The organism is Pseudomonas zhanjiangensis (assembly GCF_041027545.1).
Classification (GTDB): Bacteria; Pseudomonadota; Gammaproteobacteria; order Pseudomonadales; family Pseudomonadaceae; genus Aquipseudomonas; species Aquipseudomonas zhanjiangensis.
This window is the reverse complement of sequence record NZ_JBFTEG010000008.1, coordinates 26,079-49,410: the sequence shown is the minus strand read 5'-3', so window position 1 is coordinate 49,410 and position 23,332 is coordinate 26,079. Positions and strand designations below refer to the sequence as shown.

Below are 23,332 nucleotides of genomic sequence, written 5' to 3'. Positions count from 1 at the left end.
TCCCAACAAATTGGTTGCGGCTAGCGCCGCCTACAGTGGAGGCCTAAAGCTTGCGCGCGGCCTACCAACAAGCGTGTATCGAATGCTGGAAACAGGGCTAGAGGCATATCCACCTGCTCATAACCGAAACGCATGACAACCTCCTGACCGCAGAGTCAAATATTTGTTGACCCAAAAGTCAGAAAACTCTAGATTTGCCCCATGAACGGCCGCGTCAGAACGCCGCACAAGCAGGCGTCGCGTCTGATGCCGCCCCTACGAGCCGCTCGTAAAGAACAATAAAGTGCCTGGAGGTCGTCCTTGATCCAGTTTTTACTCAACCGGGAGCTGCGCAGCGAGCAGCAACTCGACCCAAACCTCACCGTGCTCAATTACCTGCGTGAGCACCTCGGCAAACCCGGCACCAAAGAAGGCTGCGCCTCTGGAGACTGCGGTGCCTGCACCGTGGTGGTCGGCGAACTGGACGGCGAGCGCGTGCGCTACCGCACCCTCAATGCCTGCCTGACCTTCGTCGCCTCCTTGCATGGCAAGCAGCTGATCACCGTCGAGGACCTCAAGCACCAGGGCAAACTGCACAGCGTGCAGCAGGCCATGGTCGACTGCCACGGCTCGCAGTGCGGCTTCTGCACCCCCGGTTTCGTCATGTCGCTATTCGCCCTACAAAAGAAGGCGGATGGCTTCAACAAGGCCGAGACCCTCGAAGCGCTGGCCGGTAACCTCTGCCGCTGCACCGGCTACCGCCCGATCATCGATGCCGCCGAACAGGCCTGCTGCCAGAAGCAGCCGGACCAGTTCGACGCATTCGAAGCCGAGACCGTCGCCCAGCTCAAGGCCATCGCCCCGCGCGAAACAGCCGAACTGAACAGCGGTGACAAGCGCTGCCTGCTGCCGTTGACCGTCGCCGACCTGGCCGACATCTATGCCGCCAACCCCGAGGCGCGCCTGCTCGCCGGTGGCACCGACCTGGCCCTGGAGGTCACCCAGTTCCACCGCGAGTTGCCGGTGATGATCTACGTCGGCCATATCGAATCGATGAAGCGCGTGGAGGTCAGCGAGGACAGCATCGAGATCGGCGCCGCCACCGCCCTGACCGACTGCTACCAAGCACTAGCCAGGGAATACCCGGATTTCGGCGAGTTGCTGCACCGCTTCGCCTCCCTGCAGATCCGCAACCAGGGAACCCTGGGCGGCAATATCGGCAACGCCTCGCCCATCGGCGACGCCCCGCCGCTGCTGATCGCCCTGGGTGCGCAGATCGTCCTGCGCCAGGGCAGCAGCACACGTACCCTGGCCCTGGACGACTACTTCCTCGACTACAAGGTCACCGCCCGTCAGGAAGGCGAATTCATCGAGAAGATCATCGTCCCGCGGGCCCGGAACAACCAGGCGTTCCGGGCCTACAAGGTGTCCAAGCGCCTCGACGACGACATTTCCGCCGTCTGCGCCGCCTTCAACCTGCAGATCGAAGACGGTGTGGTGTGCGAAGTGCGCATCGCCTTCGGCGGTATGGCCGCCATTCCCAAGCGTGCCGCCGCCTGCGAGGCCGCCCTGGCGGGCGCAGCCTGCAGCGCCGAGACCGTCGAGCGTGCCTGCGCCGCCCTGGCCGAGGACTTCACGCCACTCAGCGACTTCCGTGCCAGCAAGGAATACCGCCTGCTCACCGCGCAGAACCTGCTGCGTAAATTCTTCCTCGAGCTGCAAGCTCCCGAAGTCGAAACCCGGGTGACCGCCTATGTCTAACCATCACCAGACCCCGAAGACCCAGGCCGAGCTGGCCGAACTGTTCCGCGCCGACATCACCACCGGCGTCGGCCGCAGCGTCAAGCACGAGAGCGCCGAGAAGCACGTGTCCGGCGAGGCCGTGTACGTCGACGATCGCCTGGAGTTCCCCAACCAGCTGCACGTCTATGCACGCCTGAGCGACCGCGCCCACGCCCGTATCGTCAGCATCGACACCTCGCCCTGCTACGAGATTCCCGGCGTAGCCATCGCCATCACCAGCCAGGACGTACCCGGCCAGCTGGACATCGGTCCGGTGGTCGCCGGCGACCCCTTGCTGGCGGACGGCAAGGTCGAATACGTCGGCCAGGTGGTAGTCGCGGTCGGCGCCGACAGCCTGGAGACCGCGCGCAAGGCGGCCATGGCTGCGGTCATCGAATACGAAGACCTCGAGCCGGTGCTCGACGTCGAACAGGCGCTGCGCAAGCAGCACTTCGTGCTCGACAGCCACCAGCACCGCATCGGCGACTCCGCGGCAGCGCTGGCCGGCGCGCCGCGCCGCCTGCAGGGCAAGCTGCATATCGGCGGTCAGGAGCACTTCTATCTGGAGACCCAGATCTCCTCGGTGATGCCCACCGAGGATGGCGGCATGATCGTCTACACCTCGACGCAAAACGCCACCGAAGTGCAGAAACTGGTCGCCGAGGTACTAGGCGTGCCGATGCACAAGATCGTCATCGACATGCGCCGCATGGGGGGTGGCTTCGGCGGCAAAGAAACCCAGGCCGCGGGCCCGGCCTGCCTCTGTGCGGTGATCGCCCACCTCACCGGCCGGCCGACCAAGATGCGTCTGCCGCGCATGGAGGACATGAGCATCACCGGCAAGCGCCACCCCTTCTATGTCGAGTACGACGTCGGCTTCAACGACGACGGTCTGCTGCACGGCATCCAGCTCGAACTGGCGGGCAACTGCGGCTATTCGCCGGACCTGTCCGGCTCGATCGTCGACCGCGCCATGTTCCACTCGGACAACGCCTACTTTCTCGGCAATGCCACCATCAACGGCCACCGCTGCAAGACCAATACCGCCTCGAATACCGCCTACCGCGGCTTCGGCGGCCCCCAGGGCATGGTCGCCATCGAGGAAGTCATGGATGCGGTCGCGCGCAGCCTGGGCAAGGACCCACTGGCCGTGCGCAAGCTCAACTACTACGGCAAGGACGAGCGCAACGTCACCCACTACCACCAGACCGTCGAGCACAACATGCTCGCCGAGATGACCGCCGAACTGGAAGCCAGCAGCGAGTACGCCAAGCGCCGCCGTGAAATCATCGAGTTCAACCAAAAAAGCCCGGTGCTGAAGAAGGGCCTGGCGCTGACCCCGGTCAAGTTCGGCATCAGCTTCACCGCCACCTTCCTCAATCAGGCCGGCGCGCTGATCCACGTCTACACCGACGGCAGCATCCACCTTAACCATGGTGGCACCGAGATGGGCCAAGGCCTCAACACCAAGGTCGCCCAGGTCGTCGCCGAAGTGTTCCAGGTGGATATCTCACGCATCCAGATCACCGCGACCAACACCGACAAGGTGCCCAACACCTCGCCGACCGCCGCGTCCTCCGGCGCCGACCTCAACGGCAAGGCCGCGCAGAACGCCGCCGAGACCATCAAGCAGCGCCTGGTCGACTTCCTCGTGCGCGAGTACAAGGTCACCCCGGAAGACGTCGAGTTCCGCAACGGCCAGGTGCGGGTGCGCGAACAGTTCCTGTCGTTCGAGGAGCTGATCCAGAAGGCCTACTTCGCCCAGGTCTCGCTCTCGTCCACCGGCTTCTACCGCACGCCGAAGATCTACTACGACCGTGACAAGGCCGCCGGCCGGCCGTTCTACTACTTCGCCTATGGCGCGGCCTGCGCCGAGGTCATCGTCGACACCCTGACCGGCGAGTACAAGATGCTGCGCACCGACATCCTGCATGATGTTGGCGCCTCGCTGAACCCGGCCATCGACATCGGCCAGGTGGAAGGTGCCTTCGTCCAGGGCATGGGCTGGCTGACCATGGAAGAGCTGGTGTGGAACGCCAAGGGCAAGCTGATGACCAACGGCCCGGCCAGCTACAAGATTCCGGCGATCGCCGACATGCCACTGGACCTGCGGGTCAAGCTGGTGGAGAACCGCAAGAACCCGGAAGACACGGTGTTCCATTCCAAGGCAGTGGGCGAGCCGCCGTTCATGCTCGGCATCGCCGTGTGGTGCGCGATCAAGGATGCGGTAGCCAGCCTGGGCGACTACCGGGTGCAGCCGGCGATCGACGCGCCGGCTACCCCAGAGCGCGTGCTCTGGGGCGTGGAGCAGATGAAGAAACTGCAGTTGCCAGCCAAGGCCGCCTGCGCGGCCGAGGTTGAAACGGCGTAACGCGAACCCTCGGTCCGGTGGATGGCCACCCCGGGAAAACCGCCAAGCGTTTTCCACCGGACCGAGGATGAACGACCAAACGGGTGTAAAACAATGACAAAGCACACCGAAGCGAAAACCCGACCGGCACAGCCAGCACCGGTTCCGCTGCTGGAGCCGTCGCCGAGCAACTGGCGTCTGCCCCGCCCGGGGCAAACCTCGCCGTCCTGGAGGCTGAGTAAATGAGCTGGATCAGTGCCCTCGCCGACCTGCAGCAGCAAGGCCAGCCTTGCGTGCTGGTGACCATCATCGAAGAGCGCGGCTCGACGCCGCGCAATGCCGGCTCGAAGATGGTGGTTACCGCCGAGCGTATCTTCGAGACCATCGGCGGCGGTCACCTGGAATACAAGGCGATGGAACTGGCCCGCGAGATGCTCGCAAATCGTAGCCAGGACACCCGCCTGGAGCGTTTCAGCCTGGGTGCCAGCCTGGGCCAGTGTTGTGGCGGCGCCACCGTCCTGCTGTTCGAGCCGATGGGCCAGCCGCAGGCGCAGATCGCCGTGTTCGGCGCCGGTCATGTCGGCCGCGCCCTGGTGCCCCTGCTCGCCAGCCTGCCATGCAAGGTGCGCTGGATCGATTCGCGGGAGAACGAGTTCCCCGCGCAGATCCTTGCCGGAGTGGAGAAAGTGGTCAGCGACGAGGTGGTCGACGAGGTCGACAGCATGCCCGCGGGCAGCTACTACATCGTCATGACCCACAATCACCAGCTCGACCTGGAACTGACCGCGGCCATTCTCAAGCGCAACGACTTCGCCTACTACGGCCTGATCGGCTCGCAGACCAAGCGGGTCAAGTTTGAGCACCGTCTGCGCGATCGCGGCTTCGCCCCCGAAGTCATGCAGCGCATGCGTTGCCCCATGGGCCTGGCCGAGGTCAAAGGCAAGCTGCCGGCGGAGATCGCCATTTCCATCGCCGGCGAGGTGATCGCCACTTACAACGCCGCCTTCGGCCAGGACCTGAAAAAGGGCCAGCCGAGCATCGCCAAGCTGCTGCCGGCCTCGCGCCGCAACCAGGCCTGAGGCCATGCCGGCGCGCCGCTGCGGCGCAGCGCCCTGCCCCCCTTCAATGACTGACTAGAGATCGCCATGAGTACCACCACCCATGCCTACCGCGCCGCCATCCTGCACAGCGTCGCCGACCCTGCCGTGGTCGGCGTCGAGCAGTCCTACGAATATTTCGAGGATGGCCTGCTGGTCGTCGAGGACGGCCGCATCGCCGCGGTTGGCCACGCCGCCGAGCTGCTGCCCAGATTCGAGGGCACGCCGGTCAGTGAATACCCGGACGCGCTGATCACGCCCGGCTTTATCGATACCCATATCCACTACCCGCAGACCGGCATGATCGCCTCCTACGGCGAGCAACTGCTCGACTGGCTCAACACCTACACCTTCCCCACCGAGCGCCAGTTCGAGGACAAGGCCCATGCCGCGGATGTCGCCGGCATCTTCCTCAAGGAACTGCTGCGCAACGGCACCACCACCGCCCTGGTATTCGGCACCGTGCACAAGCAGTCGGTGGACGCCTTCTTCGAGGCCGCCGAGGCGCTCAACCTGCGCATGATCGCCGGCAAGGTGATGATGGACCGCAATGCCCCGGACTACCTGACCGATACGCCGGAGTCAGCCTATGCCGACAGCAAGGAGCTGATCGAGCGCTGGCACGGCAAGGGCCGCCTGCACTATGCGGTGACCCCGCGCTTCGCCCCGACCAGCACCCCGGAGCAACTGACCCTGGCCGGCCAGCTGTACGCTGAATATCCAGGTCTGTATATGCACACCCACCTGTCGGAGAACCGCCAGGAGATCGCCTGGGTCAAGGAACTGTTCCCCGAACGCAAGGGCTACCTGGACGTCTACGACCACTACCGCCTGATCGGCGAGCGCGCGGTATTCGCCCATGGCGTTCACCTGTGCGACGAGGAGTGCCAGCGCCTGGCCGAGACCGGTTCGGCCGTGGCCTTCTGTCCCACCTCCAACCTGTTCCTCGGCAGCGGCCTGTTCGACCTGAACAAGCTGGAGCAGCACGGCGTGCGCGTCGGCCTGGGTACCGATGTCGGTGCCGGCACCAGCTTCAGCCAGCTGCAGTCACTGAACGAGGCCTACAAGGTCATGCAGCTGCAGGGCAAGAAGCTCGATCCCTTCAAGTCGCTGTACCTGGCCACCCTCGGCGGCGCCCAGGCGCTGTACCTGGACGACAAGATCGGCAACTTCGCCAGCGGCAAGGACGCCGACTTCGTCGTGCTCGACTATTGCGCCACACCGCTGATCAGCTACCGCATGCAGCAGGCCAAGACCCTGGCCGAGAAGCTGTTCGCCCTGTGCATGCTCGGCGACGACCGCACGGTGAAGGAAACCTTCGCCGCCGGCCAATCGGTGCATCGCCGCGACTAAGCGCAAAAACGCCTAGCAGCAGAAATGCAAACGCCCCGAACCAGTCGGGGCGTTTGTCTTTCTGCGCGGGACGATCGGGGTGGGCATTACCCTCCCCGATCGACGCTTCAGGCCGAAAGTTCGACCAGCAGCTTGTTCAGACGCTGCACGTAAGCGGCCGGGTCCTTCAGGCTGTCACCCGCGGCCAGCGCCGCCTGATCGAAGAGGATGTGCGACAGGTCGCCGAAGCGGTCTTCGTCCGGCTCAGCATCCAGGCGCTCGATCAGCGGGTGGCTCGGATTGAACTCGAAGATCGGCTTGGATTCCGGCACCTTCTGCCCGCTGGCCTCGAGGATCTGGCGCATCTGCAGCCCCAGGTCCTGCTCGCCGATCGCCAGGATCGCCGGCGAATCGGTGAGGCGGTGCGATACCCGCACTTCCGCCACCTCGTCGCCCAGCGCGCTCTTCAGGCGCTCGACCAGCCCTTCCTTGGCCTTGGCCACCTCCTCCTGGGCCTTCTTGTCCTCTTCCGAGTCCAGCTTGCCCAAGTCGAGGTCGCCACGGGCCACGTCGACGAACGACTTGCCGTCGAACTCGGTCAGGTAGCTCATCAGCCACTCGTCGATGCGGTCGGTGAGCAGCAGTACCTCGATGCCTTTCTTGCGGAAGACTTCCAGGTGCGGGCTGTTCTTCACCTGGGCGTAGGATTCGCCGGTCAGGTAGTAGACCTTGTCCTGGCCTTCCTTCATCCGGCCCAGGTAGTCGGCCAGCGCAACGACCTGTTCGCCACCGGCCTCATGGGTCGAGGCGAAGCGCAGCAATCCGGCGATCTTCTCCTTGTTGGCGAAGTCTTCGGCCGGACCTTCCTTGAGCACCTGGCCAAAATTCTTCCAGAACGCCTTGTACTGCTCGGGCTCGTTCTTCGCCAGCTTCTCCAGCATGTCCAGCACGCGCTTGGTCAGGCCCGACTTCATCGAATCGATGATCGGGTCTTTCTGCAGGATCTCGCGGGAGATGTTCAGCGACAGGTCGTTGGAATCGACCACGCCCTTGATGAAGCGCAGGTACAGCGGCAGGAACTCGTCGGCCTGATCCATGATGAACACGCGCTGCACGTACAACTTGAGGCCCTTGGAGGCGTCGCGCTGGTACAGGTCGAATGGCGCACGGCCCGGCACGTAGAGCAGCGAGGTGTACTCCAGCTTGCCCTCGACCTTGTTGTGGCTCCAGGCCAGCGGGTTGTCGAAATCATGGGCGACGTGCTTGTAGAACTCCTGGTATTCCTCGTCCTTGACCTCGGCACGCGGACGGGTCCAGAGCGCGCTGGCACGGTTGACGGTTTCCCACTCGATTTCTGCCGGCTTGTCCTTCTCCTCGCCGTGGAACTCCTTGGGCAGCTCGATCGGCAGGGCGATGTGGTCGGAATACTTCTTGATGATGTTGCGCAGGCGCCAGCCGTCGGCGAATTCGCCCTCGTCCTTCTTCAGGTGCAGGACGATGCGGGTGCCACGCTCCGGCTTGTCGATACTAGCGACACTGAACTCGCCCTCGCCGTGGGACTCCCAGTGCACCCCTTCGCTGGCGGCAAGACCGGCGCGACGGGTGAACACGTCGACACGATCGGCGACGATGAACGCCGAGTAGAAGCCGACACCGAACTGGCCGATCAGGTGCGAGTCCTTCTTCTGGTCACCGGTGAGGTTCTTCAGGAAGTCCGAGGTGCCGGACTTGGCGATGGTACCCAGGTGGGTGACCGCCTCGTCGCGGCTCATGCCGATGCCGTTGTCCTCGAGGGTGACCGTATTGGCCTCCTTGTCGAAGCTGACGCGGATCTTCAGCTCCGCGCCGCCCTCGAGCAGCTCGGGCTTGGCCAGCGCCTCGAAACGCAGCTTGTCGACGGCATCCGAGGCGTTGGAAATCAGCTCGCGGAGGAAGATCTCCTTGTTCGAATACAGCGAATGGATCATCAGGTGAAGCAGCTGCTTCACCTCGGTCTGGAAGCCCAGAGTTTCTTTTTGAGTTTCCACACTCATGGTCGTCTAACTCCACATTGATGACTGAGCCGCAACGCGGCGGGTGTCATGCAGATGGGGGCTTCGTCCAGGATTTCAAGTGTTTAGCTCAAGGCTCGAGCAACTCGATACGCACGACTTCCTCCGGGCGCAGGCTGTAGCTGGCTTCGCCCGTGCCGCTCAGGCGCTGACGCAGGATGATCCGGCCATCGGCATCGATGCCCTGGAAGCGCCCTTCGGCGGTGTTGCCTCGCTCGGTGGCGACCCGCATGCTCAGATTCTGGTAGCGACTGGGGCTGCGTAGCAGGCCTTCCAGACTGAAACGCAGGCGGCGGTCGAGCGGACGCGCCACCCGCTCGCTGCTCGCCTCGCCGGCCGATGCTGCGCTTGGCGCGCTGGCCGGCGCGACGCTGCCGGGCGCCGCCAGCGGCTTGAAGCTGTCGCCCTGCACCGCCCAGCCACGGGACTCACGCTTGGTAAGCTGGATCGGCAGCTGCTGGGGCTGGCCATCGATGCGCGCCTCGACAACCAGCTCCAGGCTGCGCGCCGGCAGCATCACCGCCGGCAATGGCTGCAACTGCACCAGGCGCGTGGCGAAGCGCCGTTGCAGATAGTCCTCGATCACATAGGCCAGGGTGTCGAGCGAGTCGACCCGGCGGTCGACCTGGCCATCACGGAAGCGCAGGCCATTGGTGAACAGCTCGACCTTGCCGCTGAGGGTGGTCTTGAACCTGGGCGGCAACACCAGGTGAAAATCGCCGGTCAGCTTGTTCGGCGGCAGCGGTTGCAGATCCAGGTGCAGGCTATAGCCACGTGTCAGCCGGCGCGCCTCGGGCAACTCCTGCTCGAGCTCCAGCCAGCTGATCTCGACCTCCGGCCAGGGCCCTTCATCGCCCGGCAGCAGGTCCAGGCGCACACCGCCCTTGATTGGCTGTGGCAAGCGGATCAACAGCTCCTTGCGGGCGAAGAAGTCCTGGCCCTCGCTCAACCTGAGCACGCCGTCGACCAGCTCGCCCTGCCGGGGTTCGAACGGCTGGCCATTGAGCTCCCCGCGCAGATCGATGGCCAGGTCGGCCGCTGCCTTGGTTTCCGGCTCCAGCCAGCGCAGGCTGAGGATCGCCTCCAGACGCTCGGCGTCATGGCTGGCGAGCAGCGCCAGGCCGACCACCAGCGGTATGAACCCCAGGGCGCAAAGCGCCAGGGCCTTGCGCGCGCGCCGCCAGTGACGCACGACATACAACAGCGTCAGCGGCGGCAGCAGGCTGGCCCACCCCCACAGCAGGCCGGTGCCGAAGGCACGCACCACCAGCCAGACCAGGCCGGCGAGAATCAGCAGCAAGCCACCGAGAATCAGCAACGCATCCATTGAGGGTTCCTTGCTCGAGCGCCGAACGCTGCCTGGGCGGCAACCTCAAGGCTCATCGACCTTGAAGTGCGCGCGGGCCGTGGCGATGGGCTCGGTTTGATTGGTTTGCCAGGCGGTGATCGCCACATTGGCGACGCGGCGACCTTGCCGCCACACCTGGCACTGGGCGTAGGTGTCACGATAATGACCGGCGCGCAGGTAATCTATCGAGAAGTCGATGATTTTAGGCAAATGTGGAATACCCATGAACATCAGCAGGTGAAGCATGGCCGCATGCTCCATGAAACCGGCTATTACTCCGCCGTGGATCGCCGGCAGAATCGGATTGCCGATGTTGTCCTTGTTGGCCGGCAGGCGAAATACCATGTCATCGCCCAGGCGCAGGCACTCGATGCCAATCAGCTTGGCATAGGGAATCAGATTGAGCAGCGGGTCGTAGTCATTGTGCTCATGGGCCTGGCGCACCAGCCGCTCCAGATTCAGCTCGCTCATGCGTCACCGCCCTGGATACGCTGCTGCAGTTGCCGCCCGCCCTGGGCACCCTTGCCCATGCGCATGAAGGTACCGACCACGTGGGCGATCGGCTGCGCCGGGTCGTCCTGATAGGCATAGCCGCGGGTGAAGATGATATTCGGGGTGACCCGGTAGCACTCGGCGAAACCGAACACATCCTTGCCTGGCTCGGCCGGGTGCATGTAGTCGATGCGCAGGTCCAGGGTCGGACAGATCTCGAATTCGGGCAGCACGCACACGGTGGAGATGCCACAGGTGGTGTCCATCAGGGTGGTGATCGCACCGCCATGCACGCCCCCGGTCTCGGGATTACCGACGATCCGCGGGCTGTAGGGCAGGCACAGGGTCAAGTCGCTCGGCCCGGCAGCGTGCACCCTGATACCCAGCACCTGGCACTGGCGCAACGCCTCGAGAAAGCGCTGCGCCCGCTCGAGAATCGGCTTCTCGCTCATCAATTTGGTCCTATTGGCGTCGAAAAAACGCGAATGATAGCGTCTGCCGCGGGCCTCGGCACAACTGACCAGCGGGTTCTGGACGATACTCGAGGGAACTTCGCCGAACCGGCCGTGCTCCAACGGCAAGGCCAGGGCAAACCTGGCACCTATGCAATCGCACAAGGAGTACTCCCGTGGGAAAACCATTCACCTACGCCCTGATTCTCGCCGCCTCCCTGGCGCTGACTGCCTGTGACGACACCCCGGAAGACAAAATGGAATCGGCCAAGGACTCACTCTCGCAAGCCGCCGAGTCCGTCGAGGATGCCGCCAAGGCGACGAGCGAAGCCATCGAGCAAAAAGCCGAAGAGATGACCGGTACCGAGCCAACCACTGGCGAAAAAGTCGAAGAGGCCGCACAGGAAGCGGCCGCGACGATGGAAGAGGCCGGCGAGCAAGCCAAAGAGGCCATCGACGGCCAGTAAGCCAGCGTCTGTTCCATTCACATTCACGAACGCCCCGGCCCAAGGCCCGCCTACAGCGGGCCTTGGCGAACGCGCGGGATCAGAGCAGCGGGCTGAGCATCAATAGCAGGCTGCACAGCAGCCCTACCCCCCAGACCAGACTGCGCTGCCAGTGCCAGTCGGCCCAGTAGCACAGCAGGTACAGCACCCGCGCGATCACGAACAACACGGCCAGCCCATCGACCCAGGGACCCTGGGTGTCGCTGACGTGGGCCATCAGCACGCCCACGGCAAACAGCGGAAAGGCCTCGAAGCTGTTGAGGTGGGCCGCCAGGGCCCGCGCGCCGAAGCCGGTCAGGCGGGCCTGTTGATTGCGCGGCAGGCGGTTGTCGTAGGCTCCGGCCTCCTGCTGCATGGCCCGGGCAACGGGCGCCTTGGCCAGAAAGATCAGCAGCGCGCTGATGAAAATGCACCAGAACGGCAGGCTCATTCGTGTTTCTCCTTGAGCGACTCGGTCAATGGGGTCGGGGTGTAAACCATCACCTCCAGCACATCGGAATGGAACTCGCGCCGATACAGCACCAGCACCACGCCGGTCGTGACCAGCATGAAGAACCAGGGGTTGATGAACCAGGCCAGGGCCGCCATGCCGAAGTAATAGGCACGCAGGCCGTAGTTGAACTGGTTGGCGGCCATCGAGATCACCCTTGCGGCGCGCTCGGCGAACGCCTTGCGCTCCTGCTCGGTGACATGCCGCTCACCGACCATGGGCGCCGAACCGACCAGCACGGCGGCGAAATTGTACTGGCGCATGCACCAACTGAAGGTGAAGAACGCATAGACGAATACCACGCCGAGGCCAAGCAACTTGACCTCGGCCAGCTCGCGGCTGGCCGCCTGGACAAACGGCAGTTCGGCCAGCAGCGACACGGCGCGGTCGGAGGCGCCCAGCACCGTGAGGATGCCGGCGAGGATGATCAGGGTACTGGATGCGAAGAACGAGGCATTGCGTTCGAGGTTGCCGACCACACTGGCGTCGGCGATACGGTTTTCCCGCAGCAGCATGCGCCGCATCCAGTCCTCTCGATACAGATGCAGCACGCTGGCCAGGCAAGGGGTGGTGGTGCCTTTGACGTGGGCATAACGGGTGTAGCCTCCCCAACAGATCACAAACCAGAGAACGGCGAATAGATGCGGCAGGTAGTAGTCGCTGATCGGCATGGGAACTCCTTGTTGGGCAGCGCCGATTATAGCCAGCAGAGCTAAGCTGTGTTGCCCGACGCGGCGGCGCACAGCCATGGTGCAGCTGGCACCAAAACAGCGCGTTTTGCACCTTGCAAAGCGCTGGTTCTTGGCTAAAGCTTGAGGTCGAAACGCACCATCAGGGCGCACAGCGCACCCCTTTTCGACATCCCTGCTCCCGCGTACATGAGCAGGGCGCTCGTCCCCTGACAGGAAGTCACAATTACACTGCCAAGGAGCGCCGCCATGTCCGTGCAACGCCTATTCTTCTGCATTTTTTCCGCCATTATCCTCTGCACCCTGTCGCTATCGGCGTTGGTCATCCTGATGATCCTCAATCAGGCCCACCTGACCGAGAGCCAGGAAAACCGCTACCAGTCCTACCTGCTCGCCGATGAGCTGCGTCAGAGCTCCGACGACCTGACCCGACTGGCCCGGACCTATGCGGTGAGCGGCGAGCCGCGCTACGAACAGCAGTACTGGCAGGTGCTCGACATTCGCAACGGCAAGCAGCCCCGCCCGCAGCAGTACGAGCGCCTGTACTGGGACTTCATCGCCGCCGGCCTGCCGGCGCCACGCGCCAACGGCGAGACCGTGCCGTTGCTCGAACTGATGCGCCGCCAGGGCTTCAGCGCAGCCGAAATGGACAAGCTGGCCGAGGCGCAGGCCAACTCGGACACCCTGGTGCTGATCGAAACCGAGGCGATGAATGCCGTCAAAGGCCAGTTCGCCGATAGCCAGGGTGGCTACAGCCGCCGCGGCGAACCCGACCTGGCGCTGGCCAGTCGCTTGATGCACAACGCCGAATACCACCGGGAAAAAGCCAAGATCATGCAGCCGGTCGATGACTTCTATGCCTTGCTCGACCAGCGCACCGGCAGCGCCGTGGCTCACTACACCCAGATAGGCGAGCGCTACATGCTGGCGGTGACAGCCATGGTGCTGTTGCTGGTGGTGATCGCCGTACTGGGCATCTTCGCCATCCGGCGCAAGGTCAGCGGCGCCCTGCTACGCCTGAGCGATGACGCGCGCAAGGTCGCCGCCGGCGAACTGGGCGCCCAGCTCGCCGAGCAGCGTGGCGGCGAATTCGGGGTACTGTCGCACTCCTTCGGCCAGATGGTGGGCAAGCTGCGGGAAATCGTCAGCAACGTGCTGCACTCGAGCAGCGAGCTCAGCGTTTCTGCCTCGCAGCTGACCAGCACCACCAGCACCACCCAGCACAACCTCAAGGAGCAGGAACTGCACACCACCGAGGTGGCGGCGGCCATGACCGAAATGGCCGCGACCGTGCAGGAAGTCGCCCGTCACTCGACCCAGACCGCCCAGGCCGCCCAGCGCGCCGACCAGGCCGCCAGACAGGGCCAGAAACTGGTCGGGCAGATGGTCGACTCGATCGGCGCCCTGTCCGACGACATCGGTGACGCCGCCACCGTGGTCCAGACCCTGGCGCAGGACACCGCCGATATCGGCAGCATCCTCGATGTCATTCGCAGCATCGCCGATCAGACCAACCTGCTGGCCCTCAATGCGGCCATCGAGGCGGCGCGCGCCGGCGAGCAGGGTCGCGGCTTCGCCGTGGTGGCCGATGAAGTGCGCTCGCTGGCCAAGCGCACCCAGGATTCCACCACGGAAATCCAGGGCATGATCGAGCGGCTTCAGGCCGGCGCCCAGAAAGCCTCGACTGCGATGAGCCAGAGCCGCAGCCAGGCGCAGAATGGCGCCAGCCAGGCGATCGAAGCGGGCCAGGCACTGGACACCATCACCGGCGCCAACCGCGAGATCACCGAGATGGCCATCCAGATCGCCAGCGCCGCGGAGCAGCAGGCGGCCGTGGCCAACGACATCAGCCAGCGCATCGAGATGATTCGCGATCTGGCCAGCGGCAATGCCCGAGGCTCCAACGAAGTAACCGAGGCCAGTTACGGCCTGGCGCAGCTGGCAGAACGGCTACACACCCAGGTGCGTCATTTCAACCTGGGCAATGGCGGCTGACCTTCGCCAGCACTAAGCCAGTGCGTCCTGCTGCCGGCGACCCAGCAGGCGGTCGCACAGGGTCGCCAGGAGCAGGGTCAGCAGCACGGGCACCAGCCAGCCGAGGCTCTGGCCGGCCAGCGGCAGCTCGCCGAACCATGCCGGTGCCCAGTGCTTGAAGCCGGCGGCGGCCAGGCCATCGACCACACCGAACACCAGCGTCACCGCCATCACCGGCACGAACACCCGGCGCGACGACAGCCACAGGCTGTCCAGCAGGCTCAATGCGACCAGTACGATAGCCAGCGGGTAGAGGCCCACCAGTACCGGGATCGACACGCTGATCAGCTGCGTCAGCCCCTGATTGGCCACCAGCAGGCTGAACAGGCCAAAGACCACCACCACCATGCGATAGGAGACCGGCAGCAGGCTGCTGAAGAACTCACCGCAGGCGGTCAGCAGGCCCACAGCGGTCGTCAGGCAAGCCAGGGTGATGACGGTCGCCAGCAGCAGGCTGCCGGCAGTGCCGAAGGTGTGCTGCACATAGGCGGTCAGAATCTGTACGCCGTTCTGCGCCTCGCCGGCGATGCCCTGGCTGGTCGCGCCCAGGTAGAACAGCGCCAGATACACCAGCGACAGTCCCAGTGCGGCGATCAGGCCCGCCACCACCGAATAACGGGTAATCAGCCTGGGATCGGTCACCCCACGGTCGCGGATGGCCGAGGCGATCACGATGCCGAACACCAGCGCGCCCAGGGTATCCATGGTCAGGTAGCCCTGCAGAAAACCCTGGACGAAGGGTGCCGCCTGGTAATCGGCAGACGTCGCTCCGACAGGCCCGGCCGGCAGCAGCAGCGCTGCACCACCGAGGACCAGCAACGCGGCCAGCAATACCGGGGTAATGAACTTGCCGACGCGATCGACCAACTGCCCGGGATTGAGCGACAGGAACAGCACGGCCGCGAAATAAGCCAGGCTGTACACCAGCAGCGGTGCGCCACTGTTGCCGGTAAAGGGCGCCACGCCCATCTCGAACGACACCACGGCGGTGCGCGGCGTCGCGAACAGCGGACCGATGGCCAGGTACACCGCGACCGCGAACAACACGCCGGCGCGCCTGCCCAGTGGCGCGGTGAGCAGCGACATACCGCCGCCGACCCGAGCCAGGGCGACGATCGTGAGCAGCGGCAAGCCGACCCCGGTGAGCAAGAAGCCCAGCGCCGCCCGGCCCAGGTTCTCACCCGCCGCGAGGCCGGCACTGGGTGGAAAGATGATGTTGCCGGCGCCGAGAAAAAGCGCAAACGTCATAAAGCCAAGGGCCAGCAGGTCCTGTCGTTTCAACACATTCATTGGGAGGGCATTACCAAAGCAGGGTTTCTTGAGGGAGGTGCAGAGATTCCCCAGGGTCGAGGGAAGTGAAGCCCGTCGGATGAACGGGCCGCTAGAGATGCCAGCAGCCCTTGTGAGGCCTGGCGCCGCGCACCTTAAAGCAATGCTCGGAGACAGGCGACTCGCGCCGGTCTGCGCGTCGAGCCGCCGCCCGCGGATGTCGCATTTATATAACTTGTCCGCGACCAGCCGAGCCCCGGACTATCCGGTCCGCCGCGCTCGCCGGGGGGCTCCGGCCTCAGGTCTGGAACTGATCGATCAAGCGGCTCAGCTGGCTTTCCAGGTCGGCAATGCTCTGCGCCGCGGCGCGGGTTCGCTCCACGGTGGCGTAGGTGTCCTCGCTGATGTCATTGGCACGTACCACCCCGACACCCACCTCCTCGGCCACCTTGGCCTGCTCGGCCGCCGCCGTGGCCATCTGCTGGATACTCTGGTCGATGGCATCCACCGCCGCGGTGATGCGCTGCAGCGAAGCACTGGTCTGCTCGGCGCTGTCACTGGCCAGTGCGACGGCCTGCTGACTCTCGCCCATCATGGCGATCGAGGACTGGCTGCGATCCTGCAAGGCGCCGATGATGCCCTGGATTTCCTCGGTGGAGGCCTGGGTGCGCTGGGCCAGGCTGCGCACCTCGTCGGCCACCACGGCGAAACCGCGCCCCTGGTCCCCGGCCCGCGCCGCCTCGATGGCCGCATTGAGGGCCAGCAGGTTGGTCTGCTCGGCAATCGAACGGATGACCGCCAACACCGAGCCGATCCGCTCGCTGTCGCTGCTGAGCGCCTCGACCACGACCGCCAACCGCTCGACCTTGTCGGTCAGGCTATGCATCACCTGGCGATTGTCCTGCACCCGCGTCAGGCCCTGGGCCGCCGCCTGACGAGTGTCTACCGACAGCTGCCGGCCCTGCTCGGCACTGCGCGCCATTTCCTGGGCACTGGCGGCCATCTGGGTCATGGCCGAGGCGATCTGCGCGCTCTCCTCGCGCTGCAGTTCGACGTCCTGGTGCGCGCGCTGGGCCGAGGCCTGCAGGCCCTCGCCCGCCCGCTCCAGGGTCTGCGAGGCCTGTGCCACCTGGGCCACGGTGGCACGGATCTTCTCGACGAAGGTGTTGAAGTTGCTGGCCAGTTGGCCGAGATCGTCGCGACCATGAACGGGCAGGCGCTTGGTCAGGTCACCCTCGCCTTCGGCCATGTCCTGGAGCATCAGGTTGATCTGCCTGAGCGAGCGCAGCAAGGCAGCGACGACCCCGTAGGCCACCAATCCACCGAACAGCACGGCCGCCGCCACCAGTCCCCAGAGCAGGCGATTGACCTGCAGCACCGTGGCATCCGCCGCGCTGGCGGCTTGCTGCATCGAGGCCATCAGGCTCTGCTGCAAACGGCTGGCCAGGCTGGCGATCTGCGGATCGATTCGACTCATCTGGCTCAGGGTCTCGTTGCGCCTGGCCACCAGGTCGACCACTTTGGCCGCGGCGCTCTTGTACAGCGCCAGACTGGCCAGGGCCTGATTCAACTGACCAGTCAGACGTTCGCTGCTACTGCGGTCGCGCAACACGCCGAGCATGCTCTGGGCATTGTCCAGCTCCCGGGAAAAGGCCTCGGCCTGCTCGGCCTGATTTTCCTGCAGGAACTGGTAGAGATACTGGCTGCCGAGCAGCAAATGACGCATGCCGGCGCTGGCATAGAACACCGCATCCAGGTTGAAGCTCATCTGGGCATCGCTCAGTACCGTGGACAGGACTTTCTCGATGTCCGGCCCATGTTGCCCCAGCTCACCGGTGACCAGCGCCTGCCGCTGCTGGCTGAGGGGCACCAGTTGCTCACGGAACAACCGGCTGTACTGCTCGCGCAGCACCTGCAGCTGTTCCAGCAAGCGGCCCTGCTCGGGGTCGTGCAAGCGCTCTGCGGCCAGCTCCAGGGCCTGCCCCAGGCGCCGCTCCAACTCGCCGAACTGCGCCTCGGCGTCGGCTGCGCCGCTGCGCGCATACTGGCTCACCGACAGCTGCAGACGCGCCATGCTGTCGGTGACCTGAGCGACCTGGTCCATGCCCGGCCCCAGATCCCGGGTCACCACCTCTACCCGATCGGCCATGCTGCGCAGGGACAAGGACGAAACCACGCCCAACACAACCAGCAAGGTACAGAGTACCGCTGGCACTATGGCGATCTTGTAGGCGATCCGCAGGTCGGCAAACCAACGCATGGGGCTTCCTCTGACGACTGAACAGGCTGAGGGACGGGAGCAGCGACTCCTACAGGCTTATCGACCGCAACCACGCAATGCTTGAGCCTATAGCGCCTGCTTGTCGAGTTCTTCAGGAACTGCGACCAGTTATGCCGTAAAAAAGCAAAAGGCCACCCGAAGGTGGCCTCTTGTTCGTCACTGAACGCCTCAGGCGCCCTTGACTTCCCAACCGGTCAGCTCGGCCAGGGCCTTGCCGATATCGGCCAGCGAGCGCACGGTCTTCACTCCGGCGTCCTGCAGGGCGGCGAACTTCTCGTCCGCAGTGCCCTTGCCGCCGGAGATGATCGCACCGGCGTGGCCCATGCGCTTGCCCGCGGGGGCAGTCACACCAGCGATGTAGGACACCACCGGCTTGGTCACATTGGCCTTGATGTAGGCAGCCGCTTCTTCCTCGGCCGAACCACCGATCTCACCGATCATGACGATCGCTTCGGTCTTGGGGTCTTCCTGGAACAGCTTGAGGATGTCGATGAAGTTGGAACCCGGAATCGGGTCGCCGCCGATGCCCACGCAGGTGGACTGGCCGAAGCCGGCATCGGTGGTCTGCTTCACGGCTTCATAGGTCAGGGTGCCGGAGCGCGACACGATACCGACCTTGCCTGGCAGGTGGATGTGACCGGGCATGATGCCGATCTTGCACTCGCCCGGGGTGATAACGCCCGGGCAGTTCGGCCCGATCAGGACCACGCCCAGCTCGTCGCACTTGACCTTGGCTTCGAGCATGTCGATGGTCGCGATGCCTTCGGTGATGCAGACGATCAGCTTGATGCCGCCGAAGGCCGCCTCCAGGATCGAGTCCTTGCAGAACGGGGCCGGCACGTAGATCACGCTGGCGGTGGCGCCAGTCTGAGCGACCGCTTCCTTGACGGTGTTGAACACCGGCAGGCCGAGGTGGGTGGTGCCGCCCTTGCCCGGGGTCACGCCGCCAACCATCTGGGTGCCATAGGCGATGGCTTGTTCGGAGTGGAAGGTACCTTGCGAGCCGGTGAAGCCCTGGCAGATGACCTTGGTGTCTTTATTGATCAGGACGCTCATTACTTGCCCTCCGCAGCTTTGACGACTTGCTGAGCAGCGTCGGTCAGGCTGGTTGCCGCGATGATGTTCAAGCCACTGTCAGCCAGGACCTTGGCGCCCAGCTCGGCGTTGTTGCCTTCGAGGCGAACCACCACCGGAACCTTCACGCCGACTTCCTTGACTGCGCCGATGATGCCTTCGGCAATCATGTCGCAACGCACGATGCCGCCGAAGATGTTCACCAGAACCGCTTTGACGTTGTCGTCGGAGAGGATGATCTTGAACGCCTCGGTCACACGCTCCTTGGTCGCGCCACCGCCTACGTCGAGGAAGTTGGCCGGCTGGCCACCGTGCAGGTTGACGATGTCCATGGTGCCCATGGCCAGGCCAGCGCCGTTGACCATGCAACCGATGTTGCCTTCCAGGGCCACGTAGTTCAGTTCGAACTTGGCCGCATGGGCTTCGCGCGGATCGTCCTGGGACGGATCGTGCATGGCGCGCAGCTTCGGCTGACGGTACATGGCGTTGCTGTCGATGTTGATCTTGGCATCCAGGCAGTGCAGGTTGCCGTCGGCCTTGATCACCAGCGGGTTGACTTCCAGCAGGGCCAGGTCGTAGTCCTGGAACAGCTTGGCCAGGCCAACGAAGATGTGGGTGAACTGCTTGACCTGATCACCTTCCAGGCCCAGCTGGAAGGCCAGCTCGCGACCCTGGAACGGCTGTGCGCCAACCAGTGGATCGATGGTGGCCTTGAGAATCTTCTCAGGGGTGTCGTGGGCCACTTTTTCGATGTCCACGCCGCCTTCGGTGGAGGCCATGAACACGATGCGACGGCTGGAACGATCGACGACCGCGCCCAGGTACAGCTCCTTGGCGATATCGGTGCAGGATTCGACCAGGATCTTGCTGACCGGCTGACCGTCGGCGTCCGTCTGGTAGGTCACCAGACGCTTGCCCAGCCAGTTGGCGGCAAAGGCCTTGGCGTCTTCTTTGCTCTTGACCAGCTTCACGCCGCCCGCTTTACCGCGGCCACCGGCATGGACCTGAGCCTTGACGACCCATTCGGTGCCACCGATTTTCTCGCAGGCTGCTGCCGCTTCTTCCGGGGTGTCTACGGCAAAGCCCTTGGATACGGGCAGGCCGTATTCAGCGAACAGCTGCTTACCCTGATACTCGTGGAGATTCATGCTTGTCTACCGTCTTCGTTAGGTATTGCGCATTCGGTGCTGCACTTGTGGTGCCGCACCACCTGTGACCGCCTCTGCAGGCGGTCCGCCGGGCATTCCGCGTTCGAGACCAGGCTCGAGCGCGGGCCACCCCGCGTGGTTCTTCTTCGTCGCCAAGTCGCAAGACTGGGTCCGCGCCGGCCATTACCCCGACGCGCCCCCGCTCGACGACTGCTTAGCGCTTCTTGCGGTTGGCGATGTGAATGGCATGGCCATTCACGGCCAGGGCCGCTTCATGCAGCGCCTCGGACAGGGTCGGGTGGGAGAACACCATCATCCCCAGATCTTCGGCGCTGGTGCCGAACTCCATGCCGATCGCCCCCTGCTGCACCAGCTCCGCGGCGCTCGGGCCGATCACGTGAACGCCCAGGACGCGATCGCTGCTGGCATCGGCGATGACCTTGACCATGCCGCCGGTGTCATTGGCCGCCATGGCCCGGCCGCTGGCGGCGAACGGGAAGGTGCCGACGTTGACCGCAACGCCTTCGGCCTTGAGCTGCTGCTCGGTCTTGCCGACCCACGCGATCTCCGGATGGGTATAGATGACCGAAGGAATCAGGTCGTAGTTCATCTGCGCCTTGTGGCCGGCGATGCGCTCGGCGACCATCACGCCCTCTTCCGAGGCCTTGTGCGCCAGCATCGCACCGCGCACCACGTCACCGATGGCGTAGACGCCCGGCACGCTGGTGGCGCACTGGTCGTTGACGTAGATGAAGCCGCGCTCATCCATGTCCACGCCACAGTCGGAGGCCAGCAGGTCGGTGGTGACCGGACGACGACCGACCGCTACGATCAGCTTGTCGAAGGTCAGCATCTGCTCGCCTTCGGCATCGGTGAAGTTGACGGTAACCTGCTTCTTCTTCACTTCCGAACCGGTCACCCGGGCACCCAGGCGGATCTTCAGCCCCTGCTTGGTCAGGGTCTTCAGGGCTTCCTTGGCGATCTGCTCGTCGGCAGCCGGAAGGAATTTTTCCAGCGCTTCGATCACGGTGACTTCGGCGCCCAGGCGAGCCCAGACCGAGCCCAGCTCCAGGCCGATCACACCGGCGCCGATCACGCCGAGCTTCTTCGGTACGCTCTGGAATTCCAGCGCGCCGGTCGAATCGACGATCACATCCTGGTCGACCGGAGCCGGCGGAATGTCGACCGGCTTGGAGCCCGAAGCCAGGATCACGTTCTCGGCTTCGACAATCTGGGTGGTGCCGTCCTGAGCGGTGACTTCTACCTGCTTGCCAGCCAGCAGCTTGCCGTGGCCTTCGAGCAGGGTCACGCCGTTGGCCTTGAACAGGGTGCTCACGCCGCCGGTGAGGTTCTTCACGATATTCGCCTTGCGCGCGATCATCGCCGGTACGTCGATGCTCACACCCTTGGCTTCGATGCCGTGAATGGCGAAGCCGGACTGGGCCTCATGGTACTTCCAGGAGCTGTCGAGCAGTGCCTTGGAGGGGATGCAGCCGACGTTCAGGCAGGTACCGCCGAGGGCAATCTTGCCGTCCTTGTCCTGGTACTTCTCGATACAGGCGGTCTTCAGGCCGAGCTGAGCCGCTTTGATGGCGGCCACGTAGCCACCAGGGCCGGCACCGATGACTACCACGTCGAATTTCTGAGTCATAGTTGATTCCTTCTCGAATAGACCGGACGGCCCCCTGTGGGGGCCGTCGAGGGAGAGACTGGCTTTTAGATATCCAGCAGCAGACGAGCCGGGTCTTCCAGCAGGTCTTTCATGGTTACCAGGAAGGTCACGGCTTCCTTACCATCGATCAGGCGGTGGTCGTAGGACAGCGCCAGATACATCATCGGCAGGATAACCACCTGGCCATTGACCGCCATCGGGCGCTCCTGAATCTTGTGCATGCCGAGAATTGCGGTCTGCGGCGGGTTGACGATCGGGGTCGAGAGCAGCGAGCCGAACACGCCGCCGTTGGAGATGGTGAAGGTACCACCGGTCATGTCGTCGATGGTCAACTTGCCATCTTTGGCTTTCTTGCCATATGCGGCGATGGTGCCTTCGATCTCGGCCAGGCTCATGTGCTCGGCGTTGCGCAATACCGGTACCACCAGACCGCGATCGCTGGATACGGCTACGCCGATATCCTGATAGCCGTGGTAGACGATGTCGCTGCCGTCGATCGAGGCGTTCACCCCCGGCTGACGCTTGAGCGCCTCGGTGGCGGCCTTGACGAAGAACGACATGAAGCCCAGGCGCACGCCGTTGTGCTTCTTCTCGAACAGGTCCTTGTACTTGCTGCGCAGGTCCATGATCGGCTTCATGTTGACCTCGTTGAAGGTCGTCAGCATGGCCATGGAGGATTGCGCCTCGACCAGGCGCTCGGCGACCTTGGCGCGCAGACGGGTCATGGGCACGCGCTTCTCGACCCGGTCGCCGACTTCCAGCTTGGGCGCCTCGGCCTCGGCGGCCTTGGCAGGTGCGGCGGATTTGCCGGCGGGGGCCTTCTTCTTGGCTTCGACCGCGGCAACCACATCTTCCTTGGTCACACGACCGCCCTTGCCGGTGCCGGCAATGCTGTTCGGGTCGATGCCGTTTTCTTCGGCCAGCTTGCGCGCAGCCGGCGAGAGGATCTGCTCTTCGTCCGCAGCCGACTTGTCCTTGGCCACTTCGGCCTCGCCTTCATCGGCTTTCTTGCTCTCGGACTTGCTCTCGGACGCCGAGGCGCTGGCACCTTCATCCAGCTTGCCCAGAACCTCGTTGCTGAGCACGGTGTCGCCTTCGTCCTTGATGATTTCAGCGAGGACGCCGTCGGCCTCGGCCAGCACCTCGATCACCACCTTGTCGGTTTCGATGTCGACGATCAACTCGTCGCGCTTGACCGCATCGCCCGGCTTCTTGTGCCAGGTGGCAACGGTGCCATCGGCAACCGATTCCGGGAAGGTAGGGGCTTTGATCTCGATAGCCATTGT

At 64.3% G+C, this 23,332-nt stretch carries 18 protein-coding genes and 2 pseudogenes; 7 read left to right on the top strand and 13 right to left on the bottom strand.

From position 1 onward, the window contains the following. Positions 1–300: 300 nt before the first annotated feature. The 4 genes from xdhA (at position 301) to guaD (ending at position 6,561) form a co-directional block, all read left to right on the top strand. On the top strand, positions 301–1,740 hold the full coding sequence (xdhA, locus tag AB5S05_RS11575) for a xanthine dehydrogenase small subunit (RefSeq protein WP_369287678.1): 1,440 nt from the start codon (positions 301–303) through the stop codon (positions 1,738–1,740). Further along, entirely contained in the window at positions 1,733–4,132 is a 2,400-nt protein-coding gene (xdhB, locus tag AB5S05_RS11570; protein ID WP_369287677.1) for a xanthine dehydrogenase molybdopterin binding subunit, read from the top strand. Before xdhA ends, xdhB begins: the two co-directional genes overlap by 8 nt. Positions 4,133–4,353: 221 nt before the next feature. Beyond that, entirely contained in the window at positions 4,354–5,190 is an 837-nt protein-coding gene (gene xdhC, locus AB5S05_RS11565; protein ID WP_369287676.1) for a xanthine dehydrogenase accessory protein XdhC, read from the top strand. Positions 5,191–5,256: 66 nt separating this feature from the next. Continuing rightward, on the top strand, positions 5,257–6,561 hold the full coding sequence (gene guaD / locus AB5S05_RS11560; protein WP_369287675.1) for a guanine deaminase: 1,305 nt from the start codon (positions 5,257–5,259) through the stop codon (positions 6,559–6,561). Between the two features lie 107 nt (positions 6,562–6,668). On the opposite strand, the gene htpG is transcribed toward guaD, so the two are convergent. From htpG to AB5S05_RS11540, 4 genes are all read right to left on the bottom strand, one after another. After that, a complete protein-coding gene (htpG, locus tag AB5S05_RS11555) occupies positions 6,669–8,573 on the bottom strand; it encodes a molecular chaperone HtpG (protein ID WP_369287674.1) in 1,905 nt (634 codons plus the stop codon). Positions 8,574–8,661: 88 nt separating this feature from the next. Then, the gene (locus tag AB5S05_RS11550) at positions 8,662–9,918 is read right to left on the bottom strand and encodes a biotin protein ligase-related protein (protein ID WP_369287673.1); all 1,257 of its coding nucleotides are present in this window, start codon (positions 9,916–9,918) and stop codon (positions 8,662–8,664) included. 45 nt (positions 9,919–9,963) lie between these two features. After that, positions 9,964–10,410 carry a PaaI family thioesterase gene (locus AB5S05_RS11545; protein ID WP_369287672.1) on the bottom strand — a complete coding sequence of 149 codons (447 nt, stop codon included), beginning with the start codon at positions 10,408–10,410 and terminating at the stop codon, positions 9,964–9,966. Then, positions 10,407–10,883 carry a PaaI family thioesterase gene (locus AB5S05_RS11540; protein WP_369287671.1) on the bottom strand — a complete coding sequence of 159 codons (477 nt, stop codon included), beginning with the start codon at positions 10,881–10,883 and terminating at the stop codon, positions 10,407–10,409. Before AB5S05_RS11540 ends, AB5S05_RS11545 begins: the two co-directional genes overlap by 4 nt. A 176-nt stretch (positions 10,884–11,059) precedes the next feature. On the opposite strand from AB5S05_RS11540, the gene AB5S05_RS11535 reads away from it, so the two are divergent. Next, entirely contained in the window at positions 11,060–11,350 is a 291-nt protein-coding gene (locus AB5S05_RS11535) for a hypothetical protein (RefSeq protein ID WP_369287670.1), read from the top strand. A gap of 79 nt (positions 11,351–11,429) precedes the next feature. Here the strand turns inward: AB5S05_RS11535 and AB5S05_RS11530 are convergent, their stop codons facing one another. Both AB5S05_RS11530 and AB5S05_RS11525 read right to left on the bottom strand, forming a co-directional pair. Then, positions 11,430–11,819: an MAPEG family protein gene (locus AB5S05_RS11530; protein ID WP_369287669.1), complete on the bottom strand. Its 390-nt coding sequence runs from the start codon at positions 11,817–11,819 to the stop codon at positions 11,430–11,432. After that, positions 11,816–12,550 carry a DUF599 domain-containing protein gene (locus AB5S05_RS11525; RefSeq protein WP_369287668.1) on the bottom strand — a complete coding sequence of 245 codons (735 nt, stop codon included), beginning with the start codon at positions 12,548–12,550 and terminating at the stop codon, positions 11,816–11,818. Before AB5S05_RS11525 ends, AB5S05_RS11530 begins: the two co-directional genes overlap by 4 nt. Positions 12,551–12,817: 267 nt before the next feature. On the opposite strand from AB5S05_RS11525, the pseudogene AB5S05_RS22195 reads away from it, so the two are divergent. Then, a pseudogene (locus tag AB5S05_RS22195) lies at positions 12,818–13,696 on the top strand (HAMP domain-containing protein); the annotation flags it as partial. Beyond that, on the top strand, positions 13,688–14,563 hold the full coding sequence (locus tag AB5S05_RS22190; protein ID WP_438943574.1) for a methyl-accepting chemotaxis protein: 876 nt from the start codon (positions 13,688–13,690) through the stop codon (positions 14,561–14,563). The pseudogene AB5S05_RS22195 and the gene AB5S05_RS22190, both read left to right, overlap by 9 nt. 12 nt (positions 14,564–14,575) lie before the next feature. On the opposite strand, the gene brnQ is transcribed toward AB5S05_RS22190, so the two are convergent. The 7 genes and pseudogenes from brnQ to odhB all read right to left on the bottom strand — a co-directional run bounded on the left by brnQ (position 14,576) and on the right by odhB (position 23,329). Next, on the bottom strand, positions 14,576–15,892 hold the full coding sequence (gene brnQ, locus AB5S05_RS11515) for a branched-chain amino acid transport system II carrier protein (RefSeq protein ID WP_369287666.1): 1,317 nt from the start codon (positions 15,890–15,892) through the stop codon (positions 14,576–14,578). Between the two features lie 277 nt (positions 15,893–16,169). Next, positions 16,170–16,883 (bottom strand): methyl-accepting chemotaxis protein, encoded by a 714-nt coding sequence (locus AB5S05_RS22185; protein WP_438943573.1) that lies wholly within the window; start codon positions 16,881–16,883, stop codon positions 16,170–16,172. A gap of 141 nt (positions 16,884–17,024) precedes the next feature. Further along, positions 17,025–17,282: pseudogene (locus tag AB5S05_RS22180) on the bottom strand (HAMP domain-containing protein); the annotation flags it as partial. A gap of 1,038 nt (positions 17,283–18,320) precedes the next feature. After that, positions 18,321–19,208, bottom strand: a complete 888-nt coding sequence (sucD, locus tag AB5S05_RS11505) for a succinate--CoA ligase subunit alpha (protein ID WP_369287664.1) — start codon at positions 19,206–19,208, stop codon at positions 18,321–18,323. Next, on the bottom strand, positions 19,208–20,374 hold the full coding sequence (gene sucC / locus AB5S05_RS11500; RefSeq protein ID WP_369287663.1) for an ADP-forming succinate--CoA ligase subunit beta: 1,167 nt from the start codon (positions 20,372–20,374) through the stop codon (positions 19,208–19,210). The genes sucD and sucC overlap by 1 nt, the downstream gene beginning before the upstream one ends. A gap of 214 nt (positions 20,375–20,588) precedes the next feature. Then, on the bottom strand, positions 20,589–22,025 hold the full coding sequence (gene lpdA / locus AB5S05_RS11495) for a dihydrolipoyl dehydrogenase (RefSeq protein WP_369287662.1): 1,437 nt from the start codon (positions 22,023–22,025) through the stop codon (positions 20,589–20,591). A gap of 65 nt (positions 22,026–22,090) precedes the next feature. Then, positions 22,091–23,329: a 2-oxoglutarate dehydrogenase complex dihydrolipoyllysine-residue succinyltransferase gene (odhB, locus tag AB5S05_RS11490; RefSeq protein ID WP_369287661.1), complete on the bottom strand. Its 1,239-nt coding sequence runs from the start codon at positions 23,327–23,329 to the stop codon at positions 22,091–22,093. Between the last annotated feature and the right edge of the window lie 3 nt (positions 23,330–23,332).